At 29.4% G+C, this 18,000-nt stretch carries 18 protein-coding genes; 7 read left to right on the top strand and 11 right to left on the bottom strand.

Features of this window, described 5'->3' with window-relative positions; all coding sequences use genetic code 11:
* Window positions 1–82: 82 nt before the first annotated feature.
* From ACI9TV_RS13365 to ACI9TV_RS13340, 6 genes are all read left to right on the top strand, one after another.
* Window positions 83–1,024, top strand: a complete 942-nt coding sequence (locus tag ACI9TV_RS13365; RefSeq protein ID WP_415251315.1) for a matrixin family metalloprotease — start codon at window positions 83–85, stop codon at window positions 1,022–1,024.
* A gap of 146 nt (window positions 1,025–1,170) precedes the next feature.
* The gene (locus ACI9TV_RS13360) at window positions 1,171–1,515 is read left to right on the top strand and encodes a DUF6488 family protein (RefSeq protein WP_415251314.1); all 345 of its coding nucleotides are present in this window, start codon (window positions 1,171–1,173) and stop codon (window positions 1,513–1,515) included.
* A 35-nt stretch (window positions 1,516–1,550) separates the two neighbouring features.
* Window positions 1,551–1,682, top strand: a complete 132-nt coding sequence (locus ACI9TV_RS13355) for a hypothetical protein (protein ID WP_415251313.1) — start codon at window positions 1,551–1,553, stop codon at window positions 1,680–1,682.
* A gap of 21 nt (window positions 1,683–1,703) precedes the next feature.
* Window positions 1,704–1,910: a hypothetical protein gene (locus ACI9TV_RS13350; RefSeq protein ID WP_415251312.1), complete on the top strand. Its 207-nt coding sequence runs from the start codon at window positions 1,704–1,706 to the stop codon at window positions 1,908–1,910.
* Between the two features lie 20 nt (window positions 1,911–1,930).
* On the top strand, window positions 1,931–2,725 hold the full coding sequence (locus ACI9TV_RS13345) for an arylamine N-acetyltransferase family protein (RefSeq protein WP_415251311.1): 795 nt from the start codon (window positions 1,931–1,933) through the stop codon (window positions 2,723–2,725).
* A 42-nt stretch (window positions 2,726–2,767) separates the two neighbouring features.
* A complete protein-coding gene (locus tag ACI9TV_RS13340) occupies window positions 2,768–3,118 on the top strand; it encodes a hypothetical protein (protein WP_415251310.1) in 351 nt (116 codons plus the stop codon).
* 237 nt (window positions 3,119–3,355) lie between these two features.
* Here the strand turns inward: ACI9TV_RS13340 and ACI9TV_RS13335 are convergent, their stop codons facing one another.
* From ACI9TV_RS13335 to ACI9TV_RS13285, 11 genes are all read right to left on the bottom strand, one after another.
* A complete protein-coding gene (locus ACI9TV_RS13335) occupies window positions 3,356–4,411 on the bottom strand; it encodes a response regulator transcription factor (protein ID WP_415251309.1) in 1,056 nt (351 codons plus the stop codon).
* Window positions 4,411–5,643, bottom strand: coding sequence for a sensor histidine kinase (locus tag ACI9TV_RS13330; protein WP_415251308.1), 1,233 nt, complete (start codon window positions 5,641–5,643; stop codon window positions 4,411–4,413). The genes ACI9TV_RS13335 and ACI9TV_RS13330 overlap by 1 nt, the downstream gene beginning before the upstream one ends.
* Entirely contained in the window at window positions 5,636–7,369 is a 1,734-nt protein-coding gene (locus ACI9TV_RS13325) for an EAL domain-containing protein (RefSeq protein WP_415251307.1), read from the bottom strand. Before ACI9TV_RS13325 ends, ACI9TV_RS13330 begins: the two co-directional genes overlap by 8 nt.
* Window positions 7,370–9,277, bottom strand: coding sequence for a response regulator (locus ACI9TV_RS13320; protein ID WP_415251306.1), 1,908 nt, complete (start codon window positions 9,275–9,277; stop codon window positions 7,370–7,372). It abuts the gene before it with no gap.
* Window positions 9,274–9,693: a response regulator gene (locus tag ACI9TV_RS13315; protein ID WP_415251305.1), complete on the bottom strand. Its 420-nt coding sequence runs from the start codon at window positions 9,691–9,693 to the stop codon at window positions 9,274–9,276. Before ACI9TV_RS13315 ends, ACI9TV_RS13320 begins: the two co-directional genes overlap by 4 nt.
* Window positions 9,690–11,684, bottom strand: a complete 1,995-nt coding sequence (locus tag ACI9TV_RS13310; RefSeq protein ID WP_415251304.1) for a PAS domain S-box protein — start codon at window positions 11,682–11,684, stop codon at window positions 9,690–9,692. Before ACI9TV_RS13310 ends, ACI9TV_RS13315 begins: the two co-directional genes overlap by 4 nt.
* Before the next feature lie 25 nt (window positions 11,685–11,709).
* A complete protein-coding gene (locus ACI9TV_RS13305; RefSeq protein ID WP_415251303.1) occupies window positions 11,710–13,218 on the bottom strand; it encodes a response regulator transcription factor in 1,509 nt (502 codons plus the stop codon).
* Between the two features lie 606 nt (window positions 13,219–13,824).
* Entirely contained in the window at window positions 13,825–14,100 is a 276-nt protein-coding gene (locus tag ACI9TV_RS13300; RefSeq protein ID WP_415251302.1) for a DUF3144 domain-containing protein, read from the bottom strand.
* An 81-nt stretch (window positions 14,101–14,181) separates the two neighbouring features.
* Window positions 14,182–14,514: a hypothetical protein gene (locus ACI9TV_RS13295; RefSeq protein WP_415251301.1), complete on the bottom strand. Its 333-nt coding sequence runs from the start codon at window positions 14,512–14,514 to the stop codon at window positions 14,182–14,184.
* A gap of 129 nt (window positions 14,515–14,643) precedes the next feature.
* Complete coding sequence (locus ACI9TV_RS13290; protein ID WP_415251300.1) at window positions 14,644–15,888, bottom strand: NAD(P)/FAD-dependent oxidoreductase; 1,245 nt, start codon at window positions 15,886–15,888, stop codon at window positions 14,644–14,646.
* A 183-nt stretch (window positions 15,889–16,071) separates the two neighbouring features.
* Window positions 16,072–16,809 (bottom strand): DUF4395 domain-containing protein, encoded by a 738-nt coding sequence (locus ACI9TV_RS13285; protein WP_415251299.1) that lies wholly within the window; start codon window positions 16,807–16,809, stop codon window positions 16,072–16,074.
* A 211-nt stretch (window positions 16,810–17,020) separates the two neighbouring features.
* Here ACI9TV_RS13285 and ACI9TV_RS13280 point away from each other — a divergent pair, with 211 nt between their 5' ends.
* Window positions 17,021–17,842: a TIGR01777 family oxidoreductase gene (locus tag ACI9TV_RS13280; RefSeq protein WP_415251298.1), complete on the top strand. Its 822-nt coding sequence runs from the start codon at window positions 17,021–17,023 to the stop codon at window positions 17,840–17,842.
* The last annotated feature ends 158 nt before the right edge of the window (window positions 17,843–18,000 follow it).

Genomic DNA, 18,000 nt, shown 5'->3' with positions numbered 1-18,000 from the left:
TATATAAATTTCTTGATTACTATTATTCAATTTTTGTTATCATCTGATTTAGTTTTAAAAATTAGTAAATCAAGGTGTATGTTTGAAAAGTATATTATTACTACTTATTGTTGTTGCTATAGTTTTTGCTCAAGTTGAAACAGTTAGTGTTGGCAAGATAGATAAACGTTATAGTGCTTTAGTATCACAAGAGGATTTAATTGAGATTATCAAGGAAATAGAAATTCTATTTGAAAAGCAACTGGGGTTTAACGTTTTTGATTACTCACAAGAGGTTGGTAAACCAATAGATATTTTATATATGCCACCTTCTCAAAAAAAGAAAAAAATTGTACAAAATCAAAAAAAATCAGAATTATTGAAAAAGAGGATGTCTGATATTAAAGTGTCCAAATCATACCAACAAACAATTATGGATTCAACAAAGAAACAATTAGAAAGTCAATATAAGAACCTCAATAGAGATATACAGCAGTTAAATAGTTATGTCTCTAGAAAAAATTCATCTAGAAATCTTTCAAAGAACGATTATGAAACAATGAAACGTCATGTCTCGAAAGAACAATCAGACATAAAAATGAGAAAAAGAGCTTTGGATAGAAAAAAACGGCAATTTAATTCTAAAGCACTCTCATTGAGAAATAAAGTCAATCAATATAACTCACTCATTAGTAGATATAACCATTATCAAAGGGATATCGAAAGATTGTCCAAGAGTTATAAAGAGATTAAGGGTAAAACTAAAAAACGTATTCAAACTACAAATACTACTTACACTGAAGATGGAAAGTCAATTACTAAGCAAGATATAAAAATCGATAGTGAGAAAATAGAGATATATGACTTTGAAAACCTTAATTTATTAAAAGTTATTCTTGCTCATGAAATAGGTCACTTAGTAGGAGTTAAACATATTGATAACAAAGGTGCATTAATGCACCCAGAACTCCAAAAAAAGCAAATTAATCATTTATCATTAACGGCTGATGATATCCAAGCTTTTCAACAGTGTTTTAGCCTTTGACAATAGAAAGAGAGAAGTAGAAACTCTTAATAAATTTACGATTAACTTCAGACAAAAATCATAAATATTACAGTTATGTATAGGTAATTTATGGCATAATTATTTTCAAGATAACAAAAAATAGTTATTTATAAAGAAGGATAATAATGAATACATTAATTAAAGCAGTAATTACGTTACTTACCCTAAGTTTTACAACATTATACGCTAGTGATGGACATAGCCATAGTAGTCATAATACAGGAATAAAGAGTAAATCTATTCAGAAAATAGCAAAAGGAGAAGTCCAAAGACTGATTTTAGAAAAAAAGATTGCTAAGAGTTGGAACTCTATGCCAATTACCAAGATAGGAAAGACACATCAATCTTATATAGATGATTGGATAGTCGTTTTTGAAAACTCAGAGATTAAAAAGAAATCACGACGAACACTTTATGTATTTATAAGTAAAGTAGGAAATGTCACAGGTGTTAATTATACAGGCAAATAAATACTAGATAAATTAATAATATCAAAGGATAGAATATGGCTAAGAACGAATATGAACTAGAAAAAAGAGAACGAGAGAGAAAAGATATAAAAAGAAGTATTATAATCTTTTCAATGATGGCTGTAAGTTTAGTAGGTTCACTTATATATCTTGTAGTAAACCGCTAAGGCTATAAACGATTCTTAGTAATGAAAATAGATGAAGAGACAAAGACAGAGGTTAAAAATATAAAGTTAAAAAATTATAAAGAATTTGTAGACACTGTCAATAGCTCTCAAGAACAAGAGATAAAAAGAAAGATTCAGGAAACTGCTGATTATATCGCACATATAAAAATACATGACGAAGAAGCGTACAAAAATTATTTAAGTTATTCAACCTATTTAAAGTTATAAATTTTATATTATAATCTCATATGCAATTAATAAATAACTACTTAAAAACAATTAACAGTACGCTAGAGGTCAAAAATTTATCTGATATTGATAGATTGATTAAAAAGCACATTGAGAAACTACCTTTTTGTAATATACCTATTCTACTAAATAGAGATATTATATTAGATTTAGCAAGCATTACAGAGAAGATGCTTCATAATAAAGAAGGTGGTTATTGTTTTGAACACAATAAACTTATATATGAAGCCCTACTATTCTTAGGATTTGATGTAACACCACTTTTTGGTAGAGTATTAAATAATCAAAAAATTGATGTACCAAAAACTCATCGTATAACACTTTTAACTTATGAAGATGAGAGATATATTATTGATGTAGGTTTTGGATCTATGTCTCCAAATCAAGCTATCAAGTTCGGTTCTATTGCAACTAAAACAATTTTAGATACATCATACATAATTAAACAAACTGATCCAGAAACTTTTGAGTTACAAACTATTTCAAATGATAAATATTTTACTTTATACTCATTCGATTTTCATAATTGTAATGAAATGGATTTTGAAGTTGGGAACTTTTATTCATCAAAAAATAAAAATGCAGTTTTTGTAAATAACTTGCTTTTATCTACAATCTCAGATAATAAAATTCTCTCTCTTCGAAATAATACGTACCATAAAATATTTTCTGATTACAGGAAGGAAATTGTAGTTGAAAGTTTAGATGAATTTAGAGATATTTTGAAGTGTGATTTTAAGTATCCAATTAATGGTGAAGATAGTAAATACTTATTTGAAAAGTTTATAAAATAGCTTTTCTATTCATAACTAAAGAAAGATTAAAGGAAATAAAAATTGAGAGACAAGTTTAATAATGGAATTGACATTAATATAGAAGAGATGATTAAAAAATATGGCTCGGCATTTGAAGTAAAAAAATCTATGATGAAAGAATATGTTTTTAAACTAAATGAGATTATACAAAATGGAGCTATATATGGAGATGGAAACATAGAAGCTATAAAAGCAAAGTGGCAGAATTACTTTGACATAGTAGAAGAATTTATAGATGAAGAAAGAAGAGAAAATGCAATTGACAATATGGAACTATTGGATGAAGATGAAGAATATACTAGCTATACATTAGCTGAAATAACACAAGACATACTTGATAATAATGGTGTAGGTAGTTTTTCTAAATTTTAGGAGAGTGTAAAGCTAACTGTGTAAACCTACCTTTTATTTCTAAATCACTTAGTATATTCTGACACAATTTCGCTGAAAAAAGATACTAAGTTGAGGAAACATCTCATACTGTAATGTATTCCTTTTTCAAGATCAGTAAAACAAGTTTGCTTATTTTTTTTTATTAATCATGATATGCTCTTCTATCTTTTGTCTCTATTCCTCTATATTGTACTTTACAAGCTTTCTAACGCTTCTTTAAAAAAATTCTATGTCAGAATCTTCGAACTGATCTGGAACAAAAAAAGAGATGATTTGTCTAATGCTTAGTACAGTTGGCTCATGAATATGATGGGCATTTTTCATAGCCATACTCTCTTTGCTAAAACGACTTATATATCGTTCCATATCAGAATTTATAGCATCAAAAAGTATTAAAGTACCATCACTATCTTGCTCCAATACAGCTATAAAATCATCTGTATTTTCTTGAAGTGCGCTAGATAATTCAGCAAAAGCACCTGATAAACTATCTAAGTAAGGAGAATAATGTATAAGGATGGATGATATTTTAGAGAAAACACTTGCTATATAAAGGATTTCAGTACGTGATTTATTATCAATTACAGATAAAATTTTATGTGTAATTTCTTGGAGATAATCTAATATATCATCTGCATGATCTTGTAAAAATATTACATTTTCTTCATTCTCTGAAACATCTTCTTCAAAATAGTTAGCTACTATTGTGTTATTTGCTTTTTCCTTAGTAGTATCCTTTTGTAAAAGTTTTTCAATTTGTTGGTGTTTGATTATTATTGTATTTTCTTTAGATTGTAAGCTGTTAATTTGTTCCATCAGAATTTCATTTTTTTCATTTAATTGATTAACTAACTCAATATTTAATATTTGAGTATAAGCATCTCTACATACAGGGTAAAGTGAGTTGATTACTTCTTTTTGAATAATTGGTTTCAATACAAAACTATTTACACCAGATTGTATAAGATTTATCAATATATCTGACTCATTATGTGCAGAAATTGCAATAATTTTTTGTTCAGGATTTATTTCTTTAATTTTAGAAATCATCTCAATTCCATTCATATTGGGCATATTGATATCTGTAATTACAATATCATATAAAGAATTATTATATTTATTTAATCCATCTAAACCATCGTATGCCGTATCTATATTTTTAAAAAAAGCTTCTAATAAAAATGCTGTTTCTTCCATAAGCATCTTATCATCTTCAACGTATAAAATATTTAGGTTAGAAGAATACTCTAGTAAATTTTTTGAGCTGTGCATCATATATCCTTATCTGTGTATTTTGGTATACTAATAATAAATTCAGCCCCTTGCGAGTCATTAGAATTTTCTACCTTTAGCGTACCTTTTATATGTTCTTCAATAATAGTTTTTGCCATATGAAGACCAAGACCTGTACCATTTTTTTTACTTTTTGTTGAGAAATAAGGCAAAAATATATTATCAATAATTGTACCTGGAATCCCACCTGCATTGTCTGCTATAGAGATAAGAATTTTTTCTTCTTCTATTAGTATTGAAACAAGTATATTTGGATTGCTTATTTTTTTTTCTACTAAAGCATCCACTGCATTATTTATAATACTCATAAACACTTGCTTGAGTTCACCTTCAAAAGTCTCAACATTACTTTCCTCTTTTGAAGAACATGTTATATTGACCCTAATACTGCTATGGAGATTTAACATTGCAAAAACACTACTTATTGCTTCATAAATATTAAATCTATTTTTTTCATTACTAGGACGGTAAAAGTTTCTAAAGTCATTGATAGTCTTAGAAAGAAAAGTAGCTGAAGCCTCCATCTTGTCAAAGGCTTTGTATAAATCAGAGCTAATTACTTCAAATGGATTATCTTGTTTTTCATATATACCAAGTTCTAGTCTTGTCCTGAGACCTGCAATGAGAGTTGTCATAGAAGAAAGTGGTTGACGCCATTGATGTGCAATCATAGATATCATTTCACCAGTTTGTGCTAATTTAGATTGCTGAATTAACATCATTTCTTGTTCTTTTTTTTCTTTAGTAATGTCTTTGAGCTCTTTTTGTAACTCTAAGGTCTCTTTTTTCATTAATCTTGACTGCAGGATTATTGAAACTTGTTCTATACTCACTTCAATAAATCTATTAAGGTTAAATGGTTTTACAAGAAATGCCGAGATATTTAGTGAAAGTAGTTCAAGAAGTTTATCTGATTCATCACTGGCAGAAATAATAATAAACTTTTGTTTATGATCAATTTGCTTTATAGCATGAATTAAATCCACTCCATTCATTTGAGGCATATTTAAATCTGTATAAATAATATCATACTTACCTACTTCATAGTTTTCTAAAACTTCTTTTGGATTATTTGAGATTGCAACATTGTTATAAAAACGACTTGCTACATCCCGGTAAGAATCAGTAATCATGACTTCATCATCTAGCATAAGTATAGATATGTTACTACACATATTTTTAAACTGATTAATGTCCTCAATATTATACATCTTTAATTAACTCCAGACTTTTTGATGGAACTGAAAAATGATACCCTTGATACTCATCTATAGATAATTCTTTTAATATATCAAAAATTTCTTTTGAACTCACATGTTCTGCTATCACTTTTATACCAAGTTTTTTTGAAAATTCAGCAATTGCTTTTACTAGGGTAAAAGGTTTTTCTTCTGTCAAAATATTTTTTATCAGGGAAGAATCTATTTTAATATAATCAGGATTAAGCTTCAAAATGTGTTCAAAGTTTGAAAACCCTGAACCAAAATCATCTATTGCAACTCTTACACCATATTTTCTAAAGCTATTGAGGATATCAGTAACCATTTCATAGTCACTTACCACCTCACTCTCTAAGACTTCCATTATTAATCTCTTTCCAACTCCATACTGTAGTATTTTATTATGTATGTACTCAACTCTATGTGGGTCTGCGAAATCTTCAAACGATAGGTTAATAGAAAAATCAACAGTTTTATCACTCATAAATTGAAAACTTTTTTCAATCATAATTTTAGTTAGCTTGTCATACTGTTTGGTTTTAACTGAAGCTGCTAAGAAAAATAAAGGTGGAATTAATTCTTCTTTATTTTCTTTATACTGTATAAGGCGCATAAGTGTTTCGTACTTTACCACCTGACCGTTGATATCTACTATACCCTGAAAAACAGGTATTATCCCATTGTTCTCAATTGCTGTTTTAATCTCTTTTTTCCAATACATATCATTAACAAGTTGTTTTGAGTTATCAATTTTTTCTGTATAGACTAAAAAATGTTTATTTTCTTTTTTTGCATGCTTTAATGCCATACCTGCTTTAATAAATGATTTTTCTTTCTCAAAGCTAATACCAATCGTTACTTCTAAATCTACTTCATCTTCAATTTCTTCTAGGTATATCTTTAGTGCCTTAAGTGAAGTAAAAAAGTCTTTTAAATCTTCTTTGTAGCATTTATTTTCCTCTGTATTTGAAGATGACAACATTACAAATACATCACCGTAAATTCTATATAAAGAGTATCTTTCATCTTGGTTAATACTATCAAGAAACATGGAAAATTCTTTTAAAATAGTATTCCCAGCATTTAATCCATATAGGTCGTTAAACTTTTGAAATCCATTTATATCTATTAAAATAATTGTTTCATACCTTGTTTTACCAATTTTCTCCATCATAAGTTCATGATTCCCTAATTCAGTCAACTGGTCATGAAAAAGTCTATACTCGAGTGCTGCTATACGTTCTTGAACTTTCTTTTCAAGATTTTCATTTGACTCTTCTAACTCAAATTGATAAAGTTGTAGTTCTTTTTTTAAATGTATTTTTTCTACTACTTTGTTTAAGGTATCAATAAATTGAGTTAATTCTATAGGTTTAAGTAAAAATCCATCAATCCCTAACTTTATACTTGAAATAAAATATTCTGTTTCATTGTGGGCTGAAAGGATAAGTATAACCGTTGAATTATCTATAGCTTTTATCGCTTTGGCCATTTCAAGACCATTCATGTTTGGCATATTTATATCTGTTAGAACTAAATCAAATTTAGAATTTTTAAAGATTTTTAAACCTTCTTTACCGTCCTTCGCTATCGAAATATTATTAAAAAAACGTTTTAATATGTCTAAGGTAAAAGTTCTAGCATTTAGATTATCTTCAACATAAAGTATATTTAATTTTTTAGAATATTCCATGCACTGTTCTATTTCTCTCTTCATTTAAGACTCCAGTATAAGTGGTAGTTTAATCGTAAACATTGCACCATCTTTGTTATTATGAATTATAAGTTTACCTTTACAGTGTTCTTCAATAATTGTTTTAGACATATATAAACCTAAGCCTGTCCCATCTTTTTCTTTTTTCGTACTAAAATATGGATCAAAAATATGTATAATGTTATCCTCAGTAATTCCGCCAGCATTGTCTTCTATACTGATGCAAGCATAATCATCCTCTATGTAGCCAACTATCCAAATAGTTCCTTTTGAAGTGTTATTTCCCGTCAATGCATCTTCTGCATTTTTTAATATATTTAAAATAACCTGTTTCACTTCATTCACGTAAGTAAATATTGTATCATTATCTTTTATATCACTTTCAACTTTTACTGATTGTTTTTGAAGTGTACTGCCGATAATTTGAAGAGTCCCTTCGACTAGAGTTCCAATTGTTGTTTCTTCTCTCGTTTTATCTTCTTTGAAAAAACCTCTAAAGTCATTTATAGTTGAAGACAAATGTTGAGATAATTCATTTATACTTTGTAATCTTTCTTCAAAAAAATCACTTTCATACTTATCCATCATTACATCTAAACTTAAAGTACTCGATATTGCTGATATTGATGAAAGGGGCTGACGCCATTGATGTGCTATCATACTAATCATTTCTCCCATTTGAGCTAAACGAGATTGTTGTAATATATATGTTGTTTGAAGAGTGTTTTTTTGAATCTCTTCTTCAATTCTTTTTTCCAGTGACTTATTTAGTAACGCAAGATCAGTTTCAAGCTTTTTCATAGTAGAAATATCATGTAAAACTACGTGGGTAAGTTTCTTTGAATTAACAACTATAGGAGTACGCAATACATCAACCCAAATATACTTTCCATTAGGAAGAAGATACTGCCATTCAAAGCGCTCAAAACTATTTTGGATAAGTTGCTCTCCTTTTACAATAGAAGAAGTACCATCTGGTTGTAATTCAGGAGAAAATTGAGTATAGAACTTCCCGATAATGTCATCTTTTGATGGAACCTCAAGTAATTTAACCGCTGCTTCATTACAGTCTATAAACTTGTCTTCATCCATCAATAAAATCGCATTGGAAGATTTATGAAATAAAGTTTCATATATTGTTTTTTGTTCTTCAACCAAAGTTAGGTTTTCTTTATAGGAAAGAGTTAAATATACACGAGAGTAAAACTCCTGGTGTGCAAAAGGTTTGCGTAAATAGTCATTAGCACCACTTTTAATACAATCAACAATTACAGAGCTTTTATCCAATGCTGATATAACAATAATTGGTAGTTTTTCAACAGAATACTCTTTACGCACATTTTTAATAAGTTCAAGACCGTCTACATTAGGCATCTCATAATCAGTAACAATTAGCTCTATATTTGGATTCTTTTTTAAAATAGCAAGTGCATCTTTTCCATCTTCAGCTTCAAGCACATTAAATTTATGTCGAAGTAAGAGCTGTGAAATTAGTTGTCTGTATACGGAAGAGTCATCTATAACTAATATAGTATTATTTATATTTGTATCTAGTCGTTTTAATAAAATAACTATATTCTTAAAGTAATCACTAGATTCTTTGTCTATATAGTCAAGAACATCCTTTTTTATAAACTTTTGTTTAAGCTCTTTATCCTCAAGACCGCTAAGTAGAATAATTGGAATATTTGATTTAGTTAATAAGTTAATTATTTTTTCTACCTCATTGCTTATTAAGTCTAAAGAAACAATTGCAATGCTAGGCTCTTTATTATTTTTAATAAATTCAAGAACCTCTTTAAAGTTTATTTGTTGATATAAATCATAATCTAATGCGGCAACCATACTTTGTAGATGAAGGTAGCTTGTTTTACTATCTTCAATAAAAATGGCTGTTCTTACTTGATTCATAATAATATTCTCTCTTCTTGTATTCGAATTATCTTATTTAAAGTATTTATAAGTTCAGAGATATCAAGTGGTTTTTCCAAATATTCGGTTATGTTAATGTTAGATGCAGACTCTGTATAATGAGTTTCATTATGTGCTGAAAGGATAATGATAGGCACCGTTTTATCTATTTCTCGTATCTTTGCACTCATCTCTAACCCATCCATTATAGGCATAGTAATATCACTTAGAATTAAGTCATATGACTCATTCTTAAAGAGTTCTAATCCTTCTTTTCCATGTATTGCAACCGAAATATCCTTAAAAAATCGACTCAACAATTCTAAGGTAAATCGTCGAGTATCTTCATTGTCTTCCACATATAGTAAACGGATTGAACTTGTATATGACAATATCTCTTGTATAGAATAACTCATGATTTACTTTCCTTTGTTATTGATGGTAATTCAATGTTAAATGAAACACCTAAATCAGTATTTAAAACTATAATCTTTCCCTCACAATGTTCTTCAATAATTGTTTTAGACATATATAAACCAAGACCAGTACCATCTTTTTGTTTTTTTGTACTGAAGTAAGGATCAAAAACTTTATCTATGATATCAGTAGGTATTCCACCAGCATTATCTTCTATGAAAAGATAGAGCATAGAATCTTTTTCATAAGCTTTGATTGAAATTTGGGCTTTATCTATTTTTTTATCAATGAAAATATCTTCAGCATTTTTAAGGATGTTTAGGATAACTTGTTTAAATTCATTTAAATAAGTATGTACCATAATTTCCTCATCAACATCTACACGTATATTTATATCAGCATGCTCTAATGATGAAGAAATAATTTCTAGACACTCATTAATAACATATGCTAGCGAAGCATCTTCTATGTTTTTATTATCTTTAAAGAAGTTTCTAAAATCATCAATAGTACTTGAAAGATGTTGGGATAATTCTCCTATGGATTCTAGTCGTTCGGCAAAGAACTCTTCTTTATAGTTTTGCATGATGATATCAAGCATTAATGTATTTGATATTGCTGAAATAGATGCTAATGGTTGACGCCATTGATGTGCAATCATACTTATCATTTCACCCATTTGAGCTAGACGAGATTGTTGAATCATATGTGTTGTTTTTTCATCATTTTTCTTCATCTCATTATTCACACGGTTTTCTAATGTTTGAGATAACGCTTCATACGCCTTTTTACTTGTAATATTTTCACTTATGGCGTTATAACCAATAATATCACCTGATGTATTTATATCTGGTGAAATAACTGAATTTATCCAAAAAAATGTCCCATCTTTCCTTTTGTTTTTTAATTCACCATTCCAAGTGGCTCCACTTTTAATCGTTGCCCATAATTTTTTAAATACTTCCTTAGGCATATCTGGATGATGAGTCAGTTTATGGCTTTTTCCTAAAAGTTCCTCTTTTGTGTAACCTGAGTTTACTAAAAAAGCTTTACTAGCATAAATGATTTTTCCATTTAAATCTGTTTTTGATGCAATAACATAAGAATCAAAAGAGTATAAAAGTCTTTGAACTTCATGAGTTCTTTCAGCTAAAGCGCCATGAGTTTGCAGTATATCTTTATATGGAAGAAGAAGGTGACTCATGAGAGTGTTAAAGGAATGAAATAGTTTACCAATTTCATTCTTTTCAAAGTTAATATCTGTACTTATTTGTACATTATGTAAAAGTATTTTACCATTAATAATTTTATCTGTAGCATCTACTAAATCATCAATAGGTTTGACTATAGACCTAATTGTATAAAATGTAATGACTATACTTAAAAGTACAGCAATACAAAGGAATAGCACTAAATACAATATTGTTATTTTCTCATTGTTATGCGCATTTTCAAAGAACTCATGTGCTTTATTATCTGCAAATTTACTCAAAATATCTATTTTTCTATCTATTGTATGCATAGCTATATTTTCTTGATCTATTAATATGTTTATTTTTTTAGTTTCATTTTCATTTTCATTTTTATTTAATATTTCAAGGATATCAACATGAATAAAGTAGAATGTTTGATAATGATCAAGTATCTCTTTTAGATCATTCTTTGAACCTAAGTATTTTTCTAAAATTATTTTAAAATTCTGACGTATTTTTTTATTATATGCATATATTTTCTTTTTACTTGTATTGAGGTTCTCTTTACTTGCCCCATCTAAAGTTGAATGAAGTAGTAGATGCATAGCTAATATATCTATATACACATTTTTAACAGCATTACTAACCGTATAGGGATGTTTAAACATCTTTTCAAGTAAGGTCGTGTTTTGTTTGTATTTTACAATACTATATGAAGTAATAGTAATACTTAATAAAGTAATAAGTGTAAACCCTAGAGTCAATTTAGCTTTTATAGATAATGAATTAAATCCCATTCTTTTTACTCCTGTGTATAACTATTTAAAGTATATTTATTTTTCTAAATTCACGGATAAGAGTCATTTGACGATCAACAAGGTAACTTTTAATATTATCTCGATCTTTTGTTTCAAGTTCGAATAATGCAACTACATAATAATTATGAATACTTTCATCTATTCTATAAACTTTTGCATTAGTTAGAATAGAGATTGGTTTAGAATGTAAGGTAATATTTATAGATATTTTAATATCTGCCTCTATATATAAACCTGCAGGAAGTGCATTAATCTTAAGTTTTACTGATACTTCTGATATATCAAAAATACTCACATCCCCCGAAAATTTAATATCTTTGTAAAATAGTGTACATCTATGATCCTCATCTGGTTCTAATCGTATATACTTTCTATCTGCGGAAGTAGTAGCTGAAAACGACATATCGTTTATTGTGATACTTTGGTTGTCTGCATCTATGCGTTTAATAGATTTACATACAATATTTTGAGGAAACACTCGAGAGCTTATTGTCATGAATTTTTTTAGTTTAACTATTTTTAGTTGCGAAAAGGCTGTTCTGAGTGTTACTCCTTCTTCTGTAAAACCCAATACAACGGCAGGATTTACAATAGTTAAACCTCTATAGAAATTGTGTATTTTAACCTTTGCTGAGTTTTCTTTTATGAGTTTAAAGAATGCAAGGATTGATTTTTTATCTTTAAGAGCTGCGTCACCCATAGCTGTTTTTTTATCAAAAAGAACCATTAAGTTTAACTCTGTTACATCATCAAAAGACAATACACAATAACCATCCTTCTCTGGAATTTCTCTTGATTTTAAAATTAAATGTCGCATTTCTCCTTTATGATTTTTAACTTTTATATGAAAAAGTATTCCTGGATTTTTCACTACTATATTTTGCCAAGAAGTAGAGGTGTTACTAGATAAAAACTCATTGTGTTCTAAAAATATTTCATTTAATTTTGGAAATTTTTCTCTAAAGTCTTCTAAATCATCTACTCCAAAAAATTCTAAAAAACGCTGATTTGAAAGTGTAAAATTCCCATCATGCATCATCACTACCAAATTATTCTGGTAATTAAAAATATTTTGCATTTGACTTAAAAAAATACGACGATTTTCTTCTTCTCTAATAGCAATAACAGAACTATGAAGGGCTTGTATAAGCTCAGGAAGTTTAGCTGGTTTATGAAGATAACTAAAAACACCAAGGTCAATAGCTATATGTAAATGTTTCTTCTCATCGTGTGCTGATAAAATTATGATTTTAACATCTAGATCTATGGCTTTAATTTTTTTAATCATTTGAAAACCATTAGATTTCGGCATATTAACATCAGTAATAACAATTTGTGATCTGTTTACTAGAAAATTTTTATAACCATCTTCACCATCGCAAGCAAATAACACATTATCAAAAACCCGACTGAAAAATTTCGACATATTCTTTCGTAACCCAGCATTGTCTTCTACATATAAAATCGTTATATCTTTAGAAAAATCTTTTATATCTTTAAGTAATTCATGCATCAAATATTATATCACATAAAATTCATTATTATATTTTTTGTTATGATTAATGCATCAAATTAAAAGTAAATGTTACTTTTTTATAGATCTTAAGTATATCACTCCCTTATCTGTATTCGTAGCAGTTAATGATCCCATATAATGTGTTTCAATGATAGTTTTCGACATATGTAATCCAAGTCCAGTTCTATCTTGACTTTGTTTTACTTCACTAGTATAAGTTAAAACTTAGATTGCAGTCTCTTCTCAATCATTGTGTACTGTTATATTGTTTTTTCTAAAGTTATATAAATTGTTCCAATAATGAACTATAAATATCCATGATTGACCATATAAAATTACTTAAACTTTTACTAGAAGCTGTAAGTTAGGTGTTTTGTAATTATTTATATTCTATGAGGTAGAATTTACTATTAAGTCTTTTTTTCATAGTGATAGCACAAGTCATTTCAGCAATTAGATATTTTAAATACACTCGATCTAATTCTCCAAGCTTAGGAGAAAACTTATGTGGTGGGGCTAGTTGATGTAATTTTGAATTATTGCATATCTAGACTTTTTAACTTTTTTTATTAAGCCAAAATATGTCATATTTGAGGTTTAATTCTAGCTAAAATTAAAATTTTCTATATGATGACTTAAATGTTCTTCTAACGCTAATTTATACTCTTTAAGAAAATATTCTACTATTTCGTCTTTATCTTTAAGTAAATCTTGGGCTGATTCAACTGAAGAAGCAGCCATCCATGCATTAAATCTAGCAGCTCCATACGTGAATGAGGCGCTTGCTTCACCCTGGGTTACTTCATTACTTAGCTGTTCGTTTGCAAGAGCTATATGTGCATCTGCTCTTTTTAAAAAACCATTATTATCTTCACTCATTACTATTTCCTTATATTTTAAATAAATTTTCTATACTAATTTCTGAAATATTTATTTCATCAAAAAACACCATGACTCTTTCTATACAATTAGATGAGTGATTTTTGAAAATACTTTATCTAATCCACTAACAACTTTAGCTGCAGTAGCAACAGAATCAACAACGTCATTAAGATCTTCAAGAATCTTGTTAGAAACTTCTTTTATATCGTTAAGCTGCTCATGTAGAGTGTTTATATCAGTTGACTGCTCTTCAATAGCTTCGATATCTAACCTCTCTAACAAATCAGCTAATTCTTCATGTTTTACTATCATTGCCGAATGTTCTGGACCAAGCTTATTATTATTAAAATAGTCTTGTATATTAATGTATGTATTTTCTAGTGAATCATATAATGTATTGTCTATAGCCATTTACTACTCCATTTACTGAAAAAAATTTAACGTATTGTACATTAAGACTATCAAACTAAACATAGTAAAAGGATCTAATAAGTTTTTAAAAGACGCAGATGAAATTTGATTGATAAGCTACAAAAAAGCTTATTCTAATAGTTTTCCAGCTAAATTTCCACTAGCAAAACTCCACTGAAGGTTATAGCCACCACAAGGTCCATCAAGATTCATGATTTCACCGCAGAAATAAAGTCCATTCATGATTTTACTTTGCATGGTTTTTGGATTTATTTCTTTAAGGTTGATTCCACCTCTGGTAATCATAGCCATTCTGAATCCATCATGTCCTGTAATGGTTAAAGGTGTCCAGGCTAAGAGTTGGATAAGGTCCGCTTTATTTTTACCTTCAAGCTCTTTATTCTTACTCTCTTGATTGATGTTGGCAAGTTTACATAATTCTATAGAAAGTGCTTCTGGAAGTAAAGTTTTTAAAATTGTTAGAATACTTTCTTGTGGTTTTTTTAAAAATTCATCTTTTAAATATTCTCTTATCTCTTCTTCGTTCATCCCTTTGGTAAGGTTAAGAAGAAGAGGGACTTCACCATATTTTGAGAGTAGGGGTGTTACTTCACGAGCAAAGTCTAGAACAACTGGCCCACGTATTCCTGTTTTTGTAAAAATAAGGTCACCTTTTGCTCGTAGTTTTTTATGCTTCTTTAAATCAACCTTAAGTTCTACTTTGGCAATGGTGTCTGCACGACAATGGGTTACCCACGTCTCTTTAGTTTTAAGTGGCATCATGGCTGGGTAAAGTTCGGTTACTTTATGCCCTAGTTGTGAAGCTATACTAAAACCATCTCCTTCTGCACCTAAAACTGGATATCCAAGACCACCAGTTGCTAAGATGATATGTGGTGAAGTAAATGTATCTGTATTAGTTTTAAGACCGATAACTTGAGAGTTTTCATACAAGAGCTCTTGGACTTTTTGATTACATAAAATATCAATATTTAGTCTCATCATCTCATCATGAAGGGCTTTTATAATGGTTACAGATGAGTGTGATGTTGGAAAAACTCTAAATCCATCAGGGGCATGAGTATCTACACCTATTGCATCGAAAAAAGTGATGAGTGCTTTATGGTCAAAGTCTTTGAGAGCATCTTGCATAAAACGACCATCTCGTCCAAATTTGGCCATGAAGTCTTCATTACTTAGGGTATTTGTTAGGTTACAACGACCACCACCAGTTGCCTTGAGTTTAGAAGCGATTTGTGAGAGCTTTTCTAAAAGTAAAACACGTTTATTGTTGCGTGCTGCAACTATGGCAGAGATAATCCCAGCCGCACCAGATCCAACAACAATAAGGTCATATTTTTCGTTTATATTCATAATGGGATTGTAGTATGATTTCGATAATACTATGGTTAAGATCTATTTATAGGACTTTAATATTTTGTAGCTTGTAACATTACTCGCTAATACCTCCATAACGATAGTCCTTCACTCCAAGAAGAGTGCTTTTGATGGGACTACTGCATAAGGTGTTCAATTACCTTTACGTTATCAGGAATTTTAGTCATCATCTGCAAACTCTTTGTCTGCTGCTTTTTGAAATGCATCTTCTTTTTCTTTTACTAATTGTGCTTTTGTTAAAACCGTATCATGTAAAAATACACCAAAAAATGTTTTAGATTCTGTTTTAACAAGAAAAAAGTAAGTTCCAACAAAAATCCCGGTTATGGCCAGAGCCACAATTCCTTTTTGTAGGGGATTAAACATTTGTATTGGGTCTTTTTTTCGTATTTCACATGCTCCTCCGGGACAAAGTTGAGGGTTGTCTTTGAAAATTGCTTTATATATCATACAGCCTAAACATATAGAAAATGCACTTTCTAAAAACATCAAGCTTATACATAGTACACAGATTAAAACTTTGTAAAAAGTGATATCCCATTGGAGTACAAACCAGTAGACCATAGGAAAAGAGATAGCCCAACCAATAGTCCAAGCAAAGCGTTTTTGAAGAGCACCTACATATTCAGGTGTCTGATTTCGAACAAACATTCTTCCTAAGAGTAAAGAGGGAGAATAGCTTGGGTTAAAAACTCTTGCTACAAAATCAAACCATAAAAATCCTATATAGATTCTCGCAACCATAATATGGTTAAACCCTATACCAACAAAAATGATAATTGTCCCAAGCATTGCAAGTATTCCAGCTGCTGCTCTGGCCTCCCTTTCGTTAATAACTCTGATATCGTATCCGGGAACAACTTCACCATAGTCCCATAAAAAACTTTTTAAAGTCAAAATATGTCCTTGTATAATTTACTTAAATTTTGTATCTAGTTTAAAAGAAAGTTTATAGTATCTTTTAGAAACTTTGTATGTTCTTTATATTAGTTCATTTAAAATTTTTATATTGGGTGTTTAAACTAGCTTTAGTATATGAAACAACAAAATTAATATACCAAAATTCTACAGTAAATGATAGAATACATAGATAATACGGAGGAATATAATGAAAATAGCACTTACCGGAGCCAGTGGATTTGTAGGTTTACACTTACAAAAGGCATTTGATGAAACAATAATAATAACACGTAAAGATAATGAAAAAAGCATTTTAGAAAAACTTCAAGGTGTTGATGTAGTTATTAACCTCGCAGGAGCACCAATCATAAAGCGTTGGAGTGAAGCATATAAAAATGTACTTATAGTAAGTAGAGTAGAAACAACAAAAAAACTTGTAAACGCTGTTAATAAAAGTGAAGTAAAGCATTTTATCTCCACATCAGCTATTGGGGCATATCCTGATAATAAAGCGTACGATGAGAGTTTTGAAGGATATGGAGATGATTTCTTAGGAGAACTTGCACAAGAGTGGGAAGGGCAAGCCCTTAAGTGTAACAAGCCAACCACCATATTACGTTTTGGTGTGATTTTAGGTAAAGATGGTGGTGCTCTCTCTTCGATGCTTACTCCTTTTAAAATGGGATTAGGTGGAAACATTAGTAATGGAGAGATGATGATGAGCTGGATTGATATCGAAGATTTACTAGGAATCTATTCGTATATAATTGAGCACAAGCTAACAGGTATTTTCAATGCTACTTCACCAAATCCTGTCCCTAATCATGAGTTTACAAAAATATTAGGAGGGGTACTTCACCGTCCTACATTTTTACCACTTCCTAGCTTTGTTTTGCACATGCTTTTTGGTGAAGGTGCTAGTGTTCTTACTGGCTCAAAAGAAATTTATCCAAAAGCAATTACAGATGCAGGATATACATTTAAATATAAAACTATAAAAGAATCCTTGGAACATATTGTCACTTCTTAAACGTTCTTTTAAACGTGCTAATATGGCTAATCATAATGAAGATAAAGATTTCCTCATACTGAGTAACTATGGGGATAGCTACTTATTTTACAGACAAGGAAAAGTATGAGATTATTTTTATCCAACATGTTTATTATTTTCGCATTTTCAGGATGTAG

This window comes from Sulfurimonas sp. (assembly GCF_047622445.1).
Taxonomy (GTDB): Bacteria; Campylobacterota; Campylobacteria; order Campylobacterales; family Sulfurimonadaceae; genus Sulfurimonas.
This window is presented reverse-complemented; position numbering and strand designations above follow the sequence as displayed.